General features: G+C 69.2%; 15 protein-coding genes. 5 read left to right on the forward strand and 10 right to left on the reverse strand.

Features of this window, described 5'->3' with window-relative positions; genetic code table 11:
• Positions 1-90: 90 nt before the first annotated feature.
• Positions 91-855 carry a sulfite exporter TauE/SafE family protein gene (locus AC3FMM_RS09920; protein ID WP_115714060.1) on the forward strand — a complete coding sequence of 255 codons (765 nt, stop codon included), beginning with the start codon at positions 91-93 and terminating at the stop codon, positions 853-855.
• Positions 856-895: 40 nt separating this feature from the next.
• On the opposite strand, the gene AC3FMM_RS09925 is transcribed toward AC3FMM_RS09920, so the two are convergent.
• The 3 genes from AC3FMM_RS09925 to AC3FMM_RS09935 form a co-directional block, all read right to left on the reverse strand.
• Positions 896-1,513: a DUF938 domain-containing protein gene (locus tag AC3FMM_RS09925; RefSeq protein ID WP_115681941.1), complete on the reverse strand. Its 618-nt coding sequence runs from the start codon at positions 1,511-1,513 to the stop codon at positions 896-898.
• Positions 1,514-1,612: 99 nt separating this feature from the next.
• Entirely contained in the window at positions 1,613-3,073 is a 1,461-nt protein-coding gene (locus AC3FMM_RS09930; protein WP_326346355.1) for an alpha/beta hydrolase family protein, read from the reverse strand.
• Between the two features lie 280 nt (positions 3,074-3,353).
• On the reverse strand, positions 3,354-5,348 hold the full coding sequence (locus tag AC3FMM_RS09935; protein ID WP_488686517.1) for a PhoX family protein: 1,995 nt from the start codon (positions 5,346-5,348) through the stop codon (positions 3,354-3,356).
• Positions 5,349-5,610: 262 nt separating this feature from the next.
• Between AC3FMM_RS09935 and AC3FMM_RS09940 the strand changes: the two genes are divergently transcribed.
• Entirely contained in the window at positions 5,611-6,228 is a 618-nt protein-coding gene (locus AC3FMM_RS09940; RefSeq protein WP_488686548.1) for an IMPACT family protein, read from the forward strand.
• On the forward strand, positions 6,221-6,529 hold the full coding sequence (locus AC3FMM_RS09945; protein ID WP_488686518.1) for a 2Fe-2S iron-sulfur cluster-binding protein: 309 nt from the start codon (positions 6,221-6,223) through the stop codon (positions 6,527-6,529). Before AC3FMM_RS09940 ends, AC3FMM_RS09945 begins: the two co-directional genes overlap by 8 nt.
• Positions 6,530-6,535: 6 nt before the next feature.
• Here the strand turns inward: AC3FMM_RS09945 and AC3FMM_RS09950 are convergent, their stop codons facing one another.
• The 3 genes from AC3FMM_RS09950 to AC3FMM_RS09960 form a co-directional block, all read right to left on the reverse strand.
• Complete coding sequence (locus AC3FMM_RS09950; protein ID WP_488686519.1) at positions 6,536-6,922, reverse strand: type II toxin-antitoxin system VapC family toxin; 387 nt, start codon at positions 6,920-6,922, stop codon at positions 6,536-6,538.
• On the reverse strand, positions 6,919-7,164 hold the full coding sequence (locus AC3FMM_RS09955; protein ID WP_012356952.1) for a type II toxin-antitoxin system Phd/YefM family antitoxin: 246 nt from the start codon (positions 7,162-7,164) through the stop codon (positions 6,919-6,921). Before AC3FMM_RS09955 ends, AC3FMM_RS09950 begins: the two co-directional genes overlap by 4 nt.
• 68 nt (positions 7,165-7,232) lie before the next feature.
• Entirely contained in the window at positions 7,233-8,330 is a 1,098-nt protein-coding gene (locus AC3FMM_RS09960) for an extracellular catalytic domain type 1 short-chain-length polyhydroxyalkanoate depolymerase (protein ID WP_488686520.1), read from the reverse strand.
• Positions 8,331-8,462: 132 nt separating this feature from the next.
• Here AC3FMM_RS09960 and AC3FMM_RS09965 point away from each other — a divergent pair, with 132 nt between their 5' ends.
• Positions 8,463-8,660 carry a DUF3606 domain-containing protein gene (locus AC3FMM_RS09965; protein WP_115702313.1) on the forward strand — a complete coding sequence of 66 codons (198 nt, stop codon included), beginning with the start codon at positions 8,463-8,465 and terminating at the stop codon, positions 8,658-8,660.
• Between the two features lie 53 nt (positions 8,661-8,713).
• Here the strand turns inward: AC3FMM_RS09965 and AC3FMM_RS09970 are convergent, their stop codons facing one another.
• Positions 8,714-11,227: an esterase-like activity of phytase family protein gene (locus AC3FMM_RS09970; RefSeq protein WP_116313898.1), complete on the reverse strand. Its 2,514-nt coding sequence runs from the start codon at positions 11,225-11,227 to the stop codon at positions 8,714-8,716.
• Positions 11,228-11,515: 288 nt separating this feature from the next.
• On the opposite strand from AC3FMM_RS09970, the gene AC3FMM_RS09975 reads away from it, so the two are divergent.
• Positions 11,516-12,265: a carbonic anhydrase gene (locus tag AC3FMM_RS09975; protein WP_115714067.1), complete on the forward strand. Its 750-nt coding sequence runs from the start codon at positions 11,516-11,518 to the stop codon at positions 12,263-12,265.
• A 103-nt stretch (positions 12,266-12,368) separates the two neighbouring features.
• On the opposite strand, the gene AC3FMM_RS09980 is transcribed toward AC3FMM_RS09975, so the two are convergent.
• Genes AC3FMM_RS09980 through AC3FMM_RS09990 form a run of 3 tightly spaced genes read right to left on the reverse strand, consistent with a single transcriptional unit; the run spans position 12,369 to position 14,662 of the window.
• Positions 12,369-13,124: a sulfite exporter TauE/SafE family protein gene (locus AC3FMM_RS09980; protein WP_116313896.1), complete on the reverse strand. Its 756-nt coding sequence runs from the start codon at positions 13,122-13,124 to the stop codon at positions 12,369-12,371.
• 10 nt (positions 13,125-13,134) lie between these two features.
• The gene (locus tag AC3FMM_RS09985; protein ID WP_115681952.1) at positions 13,135-13,491 is read right to left on the reverse strand and encodes an antibiotic biosynthesis monooxygenase family protein; all 357 of its coding nucleotides are present in this window, start codon (positions 13,489-13,491) and stop codon (positions 13,135-13,137) included.
• A 16-nt stretch (positions 13,492-13,507) separates the two neighbouring features.
• Positions 13,508-14,662, reverse strand: a complete 1,155-nt coding sequence (locus tag AC3FMM_RS09990; protein ID WP_488686522.1) for a cytochrome P450 — start codon at positions 14,660-14,662, stop codon at positions 13,508-13,510.
• Between the last annotated feature and the right edge of the window lie 3 nt (positions 14,663-14,665).

Below are 14,665 nucleotides of genomic sequence, written 5' to 3' on the forward strand. Positions count from 1 at the left end.
CGCTCGCGTATGATTGAGGCCGCCGCGCCTTGCCCCCCCGCTTTCTCTGGAATCCGGCCCGAAATCCCCCGCATTGCCTCCCTTGCATCGATGCCCGACCACCTGCTGCTGTCCTCCCTATTGATCTTCGGACTCGGTGGTTTGCTCGGCGCGGTGGGCGGGCTGTTCGGCATCGGCGGCGGGCTGATCGCGATTCCGGCACTGGGGCTGCTGTTCGGCATGGACCAGCAGCTCGCGCAGGGCACCGCGCTGGTGATGATCGCGCCCAATGTGCTGATCGGCTTCTGGCAATACCGCAAGCGTGCCGACATTGCGCTGCGCACGGCGGTGGTGCTGGGCTTGTCCGCGGTGCTGGCGACCTGGCTGTCGGCGCGCGCGGCCACCGCGATGGACGCGCAATTGCTGCGGCGGATCTTCGCGCTGTTCATGATCGGCATGGCGCTGTACTTCCTGTGGCGGCTGCTGCCGGGGCGCGCGGTGACGGCGCCGCAGGCGCGGGTTCCGGCGCGCTGGATCCCACTCGTGGGCGTGGTCGGCGGCTTGTTCTCCGGCTTCTTCAGCGTGGGCGGCGGCGTGGTCGCCGCGCCGGCGCTGGTCGGCCTGTTCGGGCTGCGCCAGGCCGCCGCGCAAGGCCTGGCGCTGGCACTGGTGACGCCTGGCGCGGTGGTGGCGCTGGCCACCTATGCCCATGCCGGCCAGGTCGACTGGGCCAGCGGCATTCCGCTGTCGCTGGGCGGCATGCTGACCATCTCGTGGGGCGTGGCGCTGGCGCACCGGATGCCCGAGCGCCGCCTGCGCGCATTGTTTGCCGTGTGCCTGATCGCCACCGCGGTGGTGATGCTGGTGCGCGGCTGAATCCGGTGAATCCTGAGCCGCGCACCCCGCGCGCGGCGCGCTACTTGCGCAGCACCAGGCAGAAGTTGTTGGCCGGCATCGGCACCGGCTCGTCGCAGCGCAGGCCCTGCGCCGCGCCCAGCGCGATCACGGCCTCCATGTCGCGCACGCCCCAGTCGGGGTCGGTGGCGCGCAGCTGCGCGTCGAAGGCGGCGTTGCTGGGCGCGGTGTGCGCGCCGCCGCGACGGTAAGGGCCATACAGGAACAGCACGCCCCCCGGCCCCAGCAGCTTGCCGGCGCCCGCGAACAGCGCCTCGGCCGCGGCCCACGGGGCGATATGGATCATGTTGATGCAGACCACCGCAGCCGCGGCGTCGATGCCCCACGGCTGCTGGCAGACGTCCAGCGCCAGTGGCGCGCGCACATTGGCCAGGCCCGCGTGCGCGGTCCAGGCCGCGATCGATGCGCGCGCGGCAGCGTCCGGATCGCTGGGCTGCCAGGTGATCCCCGGCAGCGCCGCGGCAAAGTGCACCGCGTGCTGCCCGGTGCCGCTGGCAATTTCCAGCACAGTGCCGCTGGCAGGCAGTACCTGGCGCAGCACGGCGAGGATGGGCTCGCGATTGCGCTCGGTGGCGGGCGCCATGCGGCGCGCGTCGGGGTCGTGGGTCGGGCCGGTCATGATGGCATGCGCAGGCGGTAGCTGGGGAATGCGCCTAGCGTAGCAGAATTGGCGCGCGGGCCAGCCGCGCGCCAGGGCCCTGCTCTGCCAACCCGCCGCTCAACCCGGCGCGCACGGGAACGCCTGCGCCACCGACGGCCGCAGCGCCGCCGTGGTCGGGTTTTCCTCGCCGCTTGCCAGCGTGTTGTCGGTGAACTTGCAGCCGTAGGCCGGGCTGGCTACGGTGGCGGCGTCCAGCACCTCGTCGCCGGCCGGCTTCACGCCGTTCTGTTCCCAGTTGACCATGTCGTCGAAGGCCCTGGCCTCTTCCGCCACGGTGAAGTCGCAATGGCTGACGCCGCGGATGGCGCGCTGCACCAGCCATTGCGCGGTGCCGTTGGCATCGGCGCGGCGCTTGTAGATCTGCTCCATGCTGAACGGCACGTACATGTCGCCCAGCGTATGCAGCGTCACCACCGGCACGCCGATGCGCGCATTGGTCCTGGGAATCCAGCGCAGGCCGTCGCTGCGCGCGCGATTGGCCTCGGCGCTGCCGCTAACGCGGAAGATGCCCGCATTGAACGACTGCTCAGCCGCCGACTGCGCCGGGTCATTGTCGAACTGGAAGGTGATGCCGGTGGTGTTGACCACGTTCTGCGTCAGGATGCCGTTGACCGAGCCGTCCTGGCCGAAAGTGCTCCACACCGCGTCCTGCAGCCCCTGCGCGCCCGGGCCGCCGAAGCCCCAGTCGAACAGCGGCCGCTGCCCGCCGGTCAGGTTGCGCACGATCGCCTTGAGGGTATCGCCCTGCGCCGTGGTCTGGCCGGGGTAGGTGGTGAACAGCGCCGCGCGCACCGCCGGCGCGATCTGCGCCCAGTTGGCCGCCGGCCACGCCGTCACCGGATAGCCGGCCAGCTGCTGCGCCGCGGTCTGGTAGGCGCCGAAGTAGTTGAACAGCTCGGTATCGCCCAGCACCCCGCACATCGGCACCGCGCCGTGGTAGCGCACCTTGTGGTTGGCCGCCTGGATGTTCTCTTCATCGACCGCCGCGGCCGAGATATGGCCGCCCATCGAATGGCCGACGATGTAGAGGCGCGCCGGCGCCGCCAGCGTGCGCCCGTTCTGCGCGGCAATGCGCGTGAAGGCCAGCGCCAGGGCATTGGTGTCCTCAAGGCCGGCGCGCACGTCATAGTAGTTTTTGGCGTAACTGGACGCGGCCCAGGCGTAGCCGCTGGCCAGCAGGTGCCGGCGGATCCTGGGAGGGGTCACCGACAGCGCCGCGCCGGTGCCCGCGTAGCCGTGGGCATACATCACCAGCCGGCCGTTCCAGTTCTTCGGCACCTCGATGCGGTAGCCGGCGCCATCCTGCACGCCCCACCAGCGGTCGGCCTCGGGCGCGCCGGCCAGCGCCGCGAACGGCAGCGTGGCGGCATCCATGGTGAAGGTGCGGTCGTCCTGCGGGCGCTTTTCCTCGGCCTGCGGCGGCGGGTTCTGCGCCGGCTCGTCGTCATCGCCGCCGCAGCCATACAGCAGCGTGGCGGCGAGGCACAGCATCGCGGCTTTCCCGACAACTCGTTTCATGCCTGGTCTCCTTGTTATGCAGTTCTTGTTGTCCTGGCGGATAGCGCGCCGGCAGCGAAGTGCCGTTGCCGGCGCCCCCACCACTGTAGGACACGGTGGCGCAAGCCGCATGGAGGCCATCCTCGACACGCTGGGGCCGTTGCAACGGATGCGGGTTAGCCCCGGCTCGCCTGAACCGGTGCCGCGTGTTAGCGGACCAGGGGCGGATGAGCGACGACCGCGCCCCAATGCAAACGGCGGGCCGAAGCCCGCCGCTGTCATGGCCGCACGTCCCCGCGCGTCAGGCCTTGGCCAGCCTGACGCCGGTCGGGTCGCCGGTCAGGTAGCCGACCGCCGCGCCGTAACGGTCCTTGTAGTTGGCGCGCACCAGCGGGTCGAGCTGCGCCTTGACCTTGTCGTGCAGCGGGGACTCCCAGTCGCCGACATGCTGGAAGTTGCTCATCACGTAGGTCCAGCCATTGATCTCGTCCACCGCATGCAGGCCGGTGGACTCGGCGCCGGCCGGGCACGACAGCACCCGGCTGAGCACCCTGGTGTCGACGTTGTACGCCCACAGGAAATTGTTGACGTGGGTGTTGCTGTCCTCGCCGACGAACAGCGTGCGCAGCTTTTCCGAGAACTTCAGGTTGTCCGGCGTGGCCACCTTGTCGGGATTGGCAAAGTTGCCCAGCGCATCCTGCTGCTTCATCTTGCCGCCGCCCAGGTCTTCGCTGATCAGCGCCGGCACCGCGGCCATGTCGACCGGCACCCATTCGCTCGCCATCGCCGTGCCGCTCTTGTCGGCCTGGCCGCCCTTCAGGTTGAGCTCATAGACCGCGCCGGAGTACGGGCCTTCCACCTGGATGTCGCCGGCATTGGCGGCGTTGCCCGCGAGCATGCTCGACTCGATGCGCGACATCGCCGAATAGGCCTTCTTGTCCTTGATGTTGACGGTGGTGCCTTCCATCTTGGTAAAGCCCAGGCTGCCGCCGACCAGCGCGGCATAGCGGTGGGTCTCCAGGAAGGCCGCGGCCTTTTCCATGCCCGGCATCAGCTTCACCCAGTTGGGCTTGCCGTTGTAAATGATGCGGGTGTAGCTGGCATCGGCCGGGTCGGCGGTCTTGACGTCCATGATGTCGGCCAGCCGGATGCCGCCGTCGACCAGCGCGCGGATCTCGGCGCTGGTGGCGTGGCCCAGGCGGATCCACGACAGCGTGGCGCTGCCCGGGCCCGTGCCCGAGGTCTGGTGCCACTTGGCCACGTACAGCGTGCCGGCGGACAGGTCGCGCGCCTGGTCGGCGATAAACAGGAACAGGCCGCCGTTGGTGGCATCGTCGCCCATCAGCACGGTGCGCTCGTCCGGCATGACCTGCACCAGCTCGTGCGAGATGCGGCCCAGGCAGTAGTGCTTCTTGATGGTGCCGGTGCCGTCCGGGTGCACCGTGACCTCCGGCAGGTGGCCGTAGTTGTAGGCATTGGCGCGGGCCGGGTCGCCGTACAGGTTGCTGCTGTAGCCCTGCAGCTGCGTGACCGCGTTGGCGTCCATCAGGTCGGTCTCGTACTCCTCGCTCGACAGGTGCGTGTTCCACGGCGACAGGCTGGCGCCACAGGTGATCCACAGGCCGTTGACGCCCGAGGTGTCGACGTTGTGGTACCTGACCGGGGTCAGCTTGCCTGTGGCCGGGTCCTGGTCCAGCGTCAGCACCGCGATCGGCGACGGCAGCAGACCGTACATGCTGGCATTGCCCTGGTTGCGCGTGGTGTATTCGAACTGCACCACCGCGAACACGGTGTTGCCCCTGACGCCCGGCACGGTCGGGTTGGCCAGCGTCAGCAGCGAGCTGCCGTCCGGCGCATCCGAGAAGAACTGGCGCTCCTTGCCGGCGACCGAGGTATCGATGATCGGCTGGTTGTTGATGTCGTAGTACCCGCCCGCCACGATGGTGCCGCCCTTGCCGTCGGGCAGGGTGTCGCCGGTGACGAAGAAGGGCTGGTAGGCCAGCTTGTAGGTCTGGCTGCTGCCGTCGCTGAAGGAGACCTTGAGGCTGGAGCCGACCGTGGTGGTCGCCATGGCCTCTGGCGTGGCCAGCGTCGGCGCGCTCATCGGCACGAATTCGGCGGTGGTGAAGGTGGCGGCCGGGCCGGGCGCGGGAGCCGGGGCCGGCACGGCGGCGGCGTCATCGCCGCCACCGCAGCCTGCCAGCAGGCTGGTGGAGGCGAAGCCGAGCGGCAGCATGGGCGCGCCGGCCAATAGCTTCAGGGCCTTGCGACGGCCAGCATTGGGTTGTTCAAGCATGTTTTCGATCCGGGGAAAGGAAAGGGATGGTTCACTGCATGTTTGCGCCAGTCCCGGGGGCGGGACCAGGCACCTGTTGCACAGGCGGCGGCGGGCGTCATCGCGCACGTCCGGGGCGGATCGTAGGCGCCGTTTGTGACACCAAGTTGACGATGCAACACAAAGCGCGGCGGGCTTCGGGCCGGCCGGGTCCGCTGCGGTACACTGCCGCCTTGCTTCCGCGGCCCGGCCGGCGCGGATTTCCGTACCAGTCCCGTTGCCCGTGCCCACCTACACGCTAGCCAACCCCGTCCACGCCGAGATCGAGATCCGCAAGAGCCGCTTCCTGGCGCTGGCGCTGCCGGTTGCCGACCGCGACGCCGCCATGGCCGCGCTGCAGGCGCTGCGCGCGGAGCATCCCACCGCCACCCACGTGTGCTGGGCGCTGCTGGCCGGCGGGGCCTCGGGCATGTCCGACGATGGCGAGCCCTCCGGCACCGCCGGCCGGCCGATCCTGGAAGTGCTGCGCCACCACGATCTCGACGGCGTGCTGGCGGCGGTGGTGCGCTACTACGGTGGCGTCAAGCTGGGGGCAGGCGGGTTGGTGCGCGCTTACACCGATGCGATCGCCGCAGCCCTGAAATCCGCCGAACGGGTCGAGCGCATCGCCTACGGCACGTTGGCGATCGCGGTCGACTATGCCGACGAGCCGCGCGTGCGCCGCTGGCTGGACTACGAGGCGCCCGCGGGCTGCACGCTTGCCGAGACCAGCTATGGCGCACTCGCCACGCTGGTGCTGCGCATGCCCGCGACCCAGCTCGACGCCGCGCGCGAAGCGTTGCGGGATGCCACCCACGGCCGCGCGCAGTTTCCGCAGACAGAGGACGACAGCCATGGCTGACATCGAGCCTTCGGACGAAAGCGCTGAATTCACCGCTCAGGTGCTGCCGGGCCCTGCGCGCTTCCCCGCGCCGGCGGTGCTCAGCCTGCTTGAGGCGGCCTTGCTCGAAGGTGTGGCGCTGCCCAATTCGTGCCGCAACGGCACCTGCCGCGCCTGCGCCAGCCGGCTGCACGCGGGGACGATCCGCTACCGGATCGAGTGGCCGGGGCTGAGTCCGGACGAGAAGGACGAGGGTCTGATATTGCCCTGCGTGGCTTGTCCGGAGAGTGATGTGGTGTTTGAACCGGTCAGTCTCGGCTAGCTGCGATCAGACCAGCCGAATGGGCCCAGGGTATTGGCCAACAAGCGGGTCCGAGGTCAGCAGCGTCAGGCCTTCCACGGTTGCCTGGGCGACGAGAAGCCGGTCAAACGGGTCCTTGTGAATCGGCGGAAGGCAATCAATCGCCACCGCATGATCACTGCGGATCGGCAGCTCACTGTAGCCGTTATCAAGCAAGCCTCTGCGAAAGACCCGGGCGTTGATCTGGAAGTCCGCACGGCCAAGCCCTTGCTTGACGCCGATCTCCCACAGGCTGGCGGCGCTGAAAACCAGCACCGTGTCGTCGGCATTCAATAGCGCATGCGCGTCTGGCGAGATGCGCTCAGGCGTCAGAGCCATCCACAGCAGCAGGTGCGTATCCAGCAGGAGTTTCATGACTCGCCGCCAAACATGGCTTCAATCTCGCGCTGGCCCATGCGATCGAAATCATCGGGCACCTGCCCCTGTCCGGCCATGAATCCCAACCGCTTGACCTGCGCTTTCTCCGGCACATGCAGCGCCACGACTTTCACAAGGGGCTTGCCTGCCTTGGCGATCACAAAAGGCTCGCCGTTGGCCGCCTGATCGACCAGCCGCGAGAGATGGGTCTTGGCCTCGTGGATGTTGATGGTTTGCATGACGCGCCTCACTAAACTAAGTCCACTTAGTTTAGTCCATTCATCATCCTGCGGCAATCGCCGTTCCTCTAAACCCCAACCGCCAGAAAAAACCGCAACGCCAGCTTCAACCCGTCCGGCCCGGCCGGGTCCGAGAACGCGTGCCCGCCGGCGCCGCCGCTCCACGCGTGGCCCAGGCCTTCCACGCGCACCAGGCGCAGGTAGGGCGAGCTGCCCTCGTACCAGTCGAACACATCGACGGCGCGGCGCATGCCGCGCTGGATGCGCCGGGCCGGCACGCCGGCCAGTGGCGGCGTGCCTTCGGGCTGCAGGTGCATCCACATGCCGGCGGCGGCGGTGGCGTTGCTGAAGTCGACCATGTGGTCGGCATCGCCATGCAGCAGCAGCAGCGGCGGCGGGCGGCGTCCCGCCAGGCCGAAGCGCAGCGCCTGCATGGTCTTGGCGTCGGGCCCGCGCTGCCCGCGCATGGCGCGCGTGGCCTGCGTGGCATTGGCGGCGCTCCACGGCACCGCGCCCGAGTGCGAGCCCACCGCGGCAAAGCGTGACGGATAGCGCAGCCCCAGCATCAGCGCCATCGCCCCGCCGGCGGACAGGCCCAGCACGCTGACGCGGTCCGCCGCCACCGGATGGCGGCGGCAGGCCTGGTCGATCAGCGTCATCAGCAGCCCGGCTTCCGCGGCGCCCTGCGCGGCGGGCCGGAACCAGTTCCAGCAACGCTGCCCATTGGCCTGCGAACTCTGCTCGGGCAGCAGCACCACCCAGCCGGATTCGCGCGCCACCGCGGCGGCGCGCGTGACCGCGGCAAAGCTGGCGGCGTCCTGGCCGCAGCCGTGCAGCAGCACCAGCATCGGCGCACGGCGCGACGCGGTGGCGCCGGCCGGGACGAAAATGCGGTAGCGACGCGGCGCCAGCGGCGCGCCCCATGCGCCCTCTTCCCAGCGCCCGCTGCCACGGCTCTGCGGCGCCGCCACCGGCGACACCACGCCCGACAAGGCACGCTGCGTGGCCGCCGTGACTGCAGCGGATTGCTTCACCGCGTTGCGCACGATGGCCTCGGTCATCGGCTTGGTGAGGTTCTTGTTGACGGCGCGCTGCATCTGGCGCGCATGGCGGGACGCGGCCTTGTTCAGCGTGGACCAGAGTTTCGCGCCGGGTGAGCGGGGCATGCGGCTTCCTGTGCAAGGGATCACCGCCACATGATATGCGCTGCGGCCGGCGCAACTTGCATGCAACGCGCGCCTGATGTCTGCCTACAATGCAAGGACCGTGTCGCCCCCAGACACGAACCGGAGGCAAGCATGAGCGATGTAAGCGAGTTCAGGCCCCTGGATCCGGGCCGCATCAACCTGATGGATCCGCTCGAAGTGCAGTACTGGTGCAGGGAGCTCGGCTGCAGCACCAGTGACCTGGAAAACGCCGTCGACCACGCCGGCGATCATATCTCGGCGGTGCGCGCGCAGCTGGAACAGCAGCACGCGGGCGCGCGCTCCGGCTGACATCCCCCACCCTGGCGGGATGCCAGCGCGCCGCGTCGCGCCCAGCTGGCGTCCTAGCCCCCCACGTTGAGCGCCTTGGGCAGCCGGATCTGGATGAACTCGCTGTCATCCGGCATCTTGCTGCCGACATGCCGCCCCACGCTGAACGGGAAGTTGTTGTCGTCGATCACCAGCAGCGTGGTCGGGTCCAGCACCAGCACGTCTTCGATGGTGTTGAACGGCATGCCGAACGGATCGCCCAGCGCCACGTCGCCCGGGGCACCGCCGGTGCTGATGCCGGACGGGTCGCGCAGCGCCATCAGGTTGGCCAGTTCGGACTTGACGACATAGTCGCCCGGCTTGCCCAGCGTCACCTGGAACAGCTTCTTGAAGCCGTTCAGGTCGCCCTGCGAGCCGTCGCGCTCGATGACAATGCCCTCGCTGGCGTTGAACAGGATGAAATCGCCGATATTGGTGCCCTTGTCGTCGAGCCGGTACTTGTATTGCACCCCGGTGTACCGGCGCGTGGCGATATCGAACTCCGAGATCAGCAGCGTCTTGCCGTCGTGGCCGGCCAGCGGCAGTTCCAGCAGCGGATAGAGCTTGCTGCCGTCCGGGCTGATCGCCATGCCCTCGAAGCCGCCCGAGCGCTTGGCGCGCATGGGGTTCGACGTCACGGTGGCGCGGTACGGCCAGTACAGGCCCGCCATCCATGGCGTGTTGGCGCCGGCCTCGTCCTGCATGTTGGTGCCGTCGTCGCTGTTGGCCGCGTCGCCATAGATCGGGAAGTCGCCGAACAGATACACCGTGCGGATCGCCGGGAACTTCTCCTGCACGCGCAGCAGCGTGCGGAAGTCGAAGCTCTGGATATCGGCGCGCTGGGCCATGCCGGCGGCATTGATCACGCCCGCCAGCGTGTCGGCCATCTGCTCGGCGCCGACGGTGCGGTCCTTGTAGACATTGCCCTTGCCGTCCTTGTCGCTGCGCGGGTTGAGCTTGGTCTCGAGATTGAAGCGCACCGCCTGCGCGTTCTTCACCCGCTGCGCCGCCTGCGGATGACCCTGGCCGGCGCCGGTGCCGTAGTACGCGACATAGGCGCTGACCAGGTCGAATACGTCCTGCGCGCGCGGCACCACGTACGGGCTGGCGTAGCCCTTGCCGGCCGCCACCGCCGCCGACACCGGTGACAGCGCCACGTCGTTGCGCTGGCTCGGGCCTCGGAACAGCTTGTCGCAGATATAGGTGGACTGGATCTGCGCCGCGGTCAGGTTCCTGATCAGCACTTCGTCGGCGGTGCCGTAGGGCGCGCCATCGGCGCGACGGCACTTGACCGATTCGATATAGGGATCGTGCTTGAGCACCGCGACGCCATCGGCGGTGATGCCGACATCGGTCTCCAGCGTGGTCATCAGGTTGTCCAGCGCGGCCTCCATCGCCGGCAGGGTGTTCTCCGGGCGCAGGTCGCGCGCGCCACGGTGGCCCTGCGCATCGAACCTGGCGGCGTCGATCAGGCCGTCGGCGCTCAGGTAGTCGCCGGCCTTGCCGTCGCCGTTGGCATCGTAGGCGGCGACGGCCGCGTACAGCAGGTCAGGCCGGTCCGAGATGATGCCGTTGACGCCAGCCTTCAGCAGCTCGGTCATCTTGGCGCTGTCGTTGACGGTCCAGGTCACCACGCTGTAGCCGGCGGCCTTGAGCGAGGCCACGTCGAGCGTGTCGGACACTGCCGGCACCAGCCCCGGCTGCGGGTTGCCGCCGCGCGCGTAGTGCGCGTCGGGGCTCGACTTGACGCCGTTGACGTCGTACTTGAGCTGCACGTAATACGGCGCAAACACCGGCGCGCGCGCGCCGCCATGCGCGAAGGCATGCGCGCGCACCGCGTTCATGATGCGCACCGGCGTGGCCTCTTCGTTGAACGGGTTCTGCGGCGAGCGGATCTCCTTGCCGGCGTTCTCGAAATCCGGCAGCGGGATCGGCGCTTCCAGCAGCACGCCGTTGGCGTCGGTATGCAGCAGGAACGGGCCAAACTCATCGCCGAACCACAGCGTGCCGTCGCTGGCGCGCTGCATGCTCTCGATATCGAAGTCGGCGCCGGTCAGCACGCGCTCGGTGGTGAACTGGTTCGCGATGGCGAACTTGACATGCCGGTTCGGGTCCTTCAGCTCGATAAAGCTGCGCACCGCCACGCTGCCCGCGCCGCCAGCCGCAGTCTTGAACGTGGGCGCCACCGTGTAGACGCGCAGGTTGAAGTCGGCCGAGTTTTCCAGCGAACCGTAGCCGTTGTCGGCCATCACCATGAAGCTGCCGTCCGGGTTGCGCAGCACCGCCGAGAAACCCTGCACCGGCTGTGAAGCAAACGGCGCGCTCTGCCCGTTGAGGTCGCCGGTGACATAGCGCCCCGACTGCGGCCCGCTGGCAAAGGTGGCGGCGGGCAGCACGGCGCGGCCCACCAGCGTAGGGGCGGTGACCGCGGGCGTGCCGTTGCCGCTGTCGTTATCGTCGCCGCCGCATGCCGCCAGCAGCGATGCCGCCACCGCGGCAGTAGCCAGTGCCGCTCGGGTCCGGCGCGAAGGGAAGACGCTCAGGCGCATTGCAGGGTTCCTGGAGTTGGGCAATGCGCCATGGTGGTGGGCCGATATGTCGGCTTGATGTCGCTTGCGTGACAGCATGAGCGACACGCATCAATCGCGCAGAGACATGCAGCCCTTACCCGCGTTAAGCGCAGTGCAGACCGGAATTCAGCAATGCCTTATTCGCCTGCCGGCAGTTTTGCTGCATGATTTCCGGCCCGGGCCCGGACCCGGCACTCAAGACTGGGACAGATCGATAACACCACGTCGGAAAACAAGGGGTTTACCAACACGAGGACGCATCGACACATGAACACCAAGCTGCCGCTTTTCACCCTCTGCGCCGCCTTGCTCGCACCGGCCGCATGGGCCGGCAACGAACCGCACTGGAGCTACACCGGCCCCACCGGCACCAGCCACTGGGCCGAGCTGGACCAGGCCTACCAGACCTGCGCGCTGGGCAAGCACCAGTCACCCATCGACATCCGCACCGGCAAGGCCAGGCCCGCCAACCTGAAGCCGATCAGCTTCGGCTACGCCGCGGCGCCCGGCACCGTGGTCAACAACGGGCACACCGTGCAGGTCAACCTGCCGGCGGCGGGACAGATCGAACTGGACGGCGTGCCGTACAAGCTGTTGCAGTTCCACTTCCACACGCCGAGCGAAGAGAAGATCAACGGCAAGACCTATCCGCTGGTGGCGCACCTGGTGCATCAGAACGCCGAAGGCAAGCTGGCGGTGGTGGCCGTGCTGTTCAAGTCGGGGCGCGAGAACGCAGCGCTCAAGCCGGTGTTCGCCAGCCTGCCGGCCAAGGGCGGCGAATCACGTGAACTGGCTGCGCCGCTGGACGTTGCGGCGCTGCTGCCGACGCAGCAGGCCTATTGGTCCTTCACCGGTTCGCTGACGACGCCGCCATGCAGCGAGGACGTGCGCTGGCAGGTGCTGAAGACTCCGGTGGAAGTGTCGCCGGCGCAATTGGCAGCGTTCCGGAAGCTCTATCCGATGAACGCGCGGCCGGTGCAGCCGCTGAATGGCAGGACGGTGCAGGCGAGCCGCTGAGATATTTCCAAGGCAGGGAAACGACCAACACCGGTTGGGTACTCCCTCTCCCGCTTGCGGGAGAGGGGAGCAACCGACCGCAAGCGAAAGAGCTCAACGCCCCTCACCCCAACCCCCGCATCGCCAGTTCCCCACCCAACACCAGCAACCCGCAGAAAAACAGCTTGCGAAAGCGCTCCGCACTGATCCGGTGGCGCAGCCACTGCCCCAGGAACATCCCGCCCAGCGCAGGCACCAGCGCCAGCGCTGACGCCCCAAGCACCGGCATATGCAGCAGCGCTCCGCCCAGCGCCAGGCTGACCGCCAGCGCCACGGTCGACACCGTGAACGACAGGCCCAGCGCCTGCACCAGGCTCTCCTTGTCCAGCCCCAGCCCTTGCAGGTAGGGCACGGCCGGAATCACGAACACGCCCGTGACCGCGGTGATGCCGCCGGTGACCAGCCCGACCAGCGGCCCGAGCCAGCGTTCCGCGCCGGCCGGCACCGTCAGCTTTACCGCCGCCAGCCCCACCACCGCGTACAGCACCAGCGCCACGCCCAGCGCGGACGTCGCGTGCGTCATCATGCCGGCCGGCACCAGTGCCGCGCACAGCCAGGTGCCGGCGCAGATCGCCGCCAGCATCGGCCACAGGCGCCGCACCAGCAGGCCGAAGCGCGGGCCGCTGAACAGCTGCACCACGTTGGTCACCATCGACGGCGCCACCAGCAGCGCCGCGGCCTGCGCCGGCGGCATCACCAGCCCCAGCATGCCCACCGCGACCGTGGGCAGGCCCAGCCCCACCACGCCCTTGACGAAGCCCGCCAGCAGGAATGTCAGGCCGATAAAGGCGGCCTGCGCGCCGATCGATTCCATCGTCATCGCCACACCTTCAGCCCGCATCGCGGTCGTGCACCGCGCGGCTGTCCGCCGGCGCCTGCTCGCGCGCATCGAGCCCGTAGTCGCGCAGCACCTGCGCCACGCGCAGCCGGTAGCCGGCAAACACGCCGCCGCGTCCGGCGGCCTGCGCCTGGCGATGCGCCAGCGTATTGCGCCACGCGATCACCGCGGCCTCGTCGCGGAAGAACGACAGCGACAGCAGCTTGCCGGGGTTGGTCAGGCTCTGGAAGCGCTCCACCGAGATAAAGCCGTCGATGGCCTCGAGCTGCGGGCGCAGGTGCGCGGCGATGTCGAGGTAGGCGTCCTGCCGGCCCGGCGCGGGCTCGACTTCGAAGATGACGGCGATCATGTTGGTCTCCATGAGATCAAAGGAAATGCGGAATGCGCGCGTTCAGCGACGGACGATAGCGGAATGCGCGCGCCAGCGCAGCCGGCTCGGCGCCGCGCGCGCACAGCGCCGACACCGTCGCCACAGCCAGCGCTTGCGCCAGCCGGTCCCCGGGGCAAGCATGGCGGCCATGGCCAAAGGTCCACGCGCGCGCATCGTCGGCAAGGCCGCTGGTCGACGCCGCGGCCAGCAGCACCAGCACCGTGTCGCCGGCCTTGACGGCGTGGCCGCAAAGCCCGGTGTCCGCAGCAAGAAATCGGCGCGTATTCTGCACCGGCGGGTCGTCCTGCGCGACGCGCGCCACCACGCCCTGCAACGGCATACCGCCGGCCGATGGATTGCGGCCCAGCCGCAGCAGCGTATTGCCGGCGAGCCCGGCAGTCGCTTCGCAGGCCTGGACCAGCAGGCCGATGATATTGGCGGCGACCGCCTGCGCCTCGATGCCGGCAGCCAGTGCCGCGCGTTGCAGCGCCGGCAGCGGGCCGTCAGCTGCTACGCTGCTGGCGAGCGAGGCGTCCAGCCACGTGCCCAGCCACCGCGCCGCCTCGACGCCGCCGCGCACGGTGTCCGCGTCCGCCAGCGGCGACTGGGCCGCGGCGAATGCGGCAACTTGCTGCGCGACTTCAACCGCCGTGCCGCGGTCGCGCGTCACCGGCAGGCCGAGCACGGCTGCCACCGTGACGACCGGCAGGGCGAAGAGCCAGCGGTTGACCGACGCGGCCGTCATGGCAGCGTGCGCGTGCTCGCCCGGATCCATCATTTGCGCCATCGCGGCGGCGTGTTGCGCCGCGACGCCCGGATCCACGGCCGCCAGCATCGGCATCAGCAGCGCCTTCAGCGGCGCATGCGCGGCGCCATCGTTCATGCGGACCAGCCGGCCGAACAGGTCGCCGGCCGCGGTGCCGGCCAGCGCGGCCGGCACCGGCTGCGTGGCGGGGCGCACGCGGCAGTCGGGATGGGCCAGCACGGCTGCCACTTCGCTCGGCCCGGCGGCAATCCACAGCCCCAGGCGTTGCTCGCGGAAGAAGGGCCGGGTGGCGGCCAGTTCACGGTAGTAGGGATAGGGGTCGGGATGCATGACGGCGCTGAGCGGATCGATCCCGGTAACGGTGGCTGTGATGGTCTCTGGCATGGC

The sequence above is a fragment of the Cupriavidus sp. 207A1 genome (assembly GCF_057798955.1).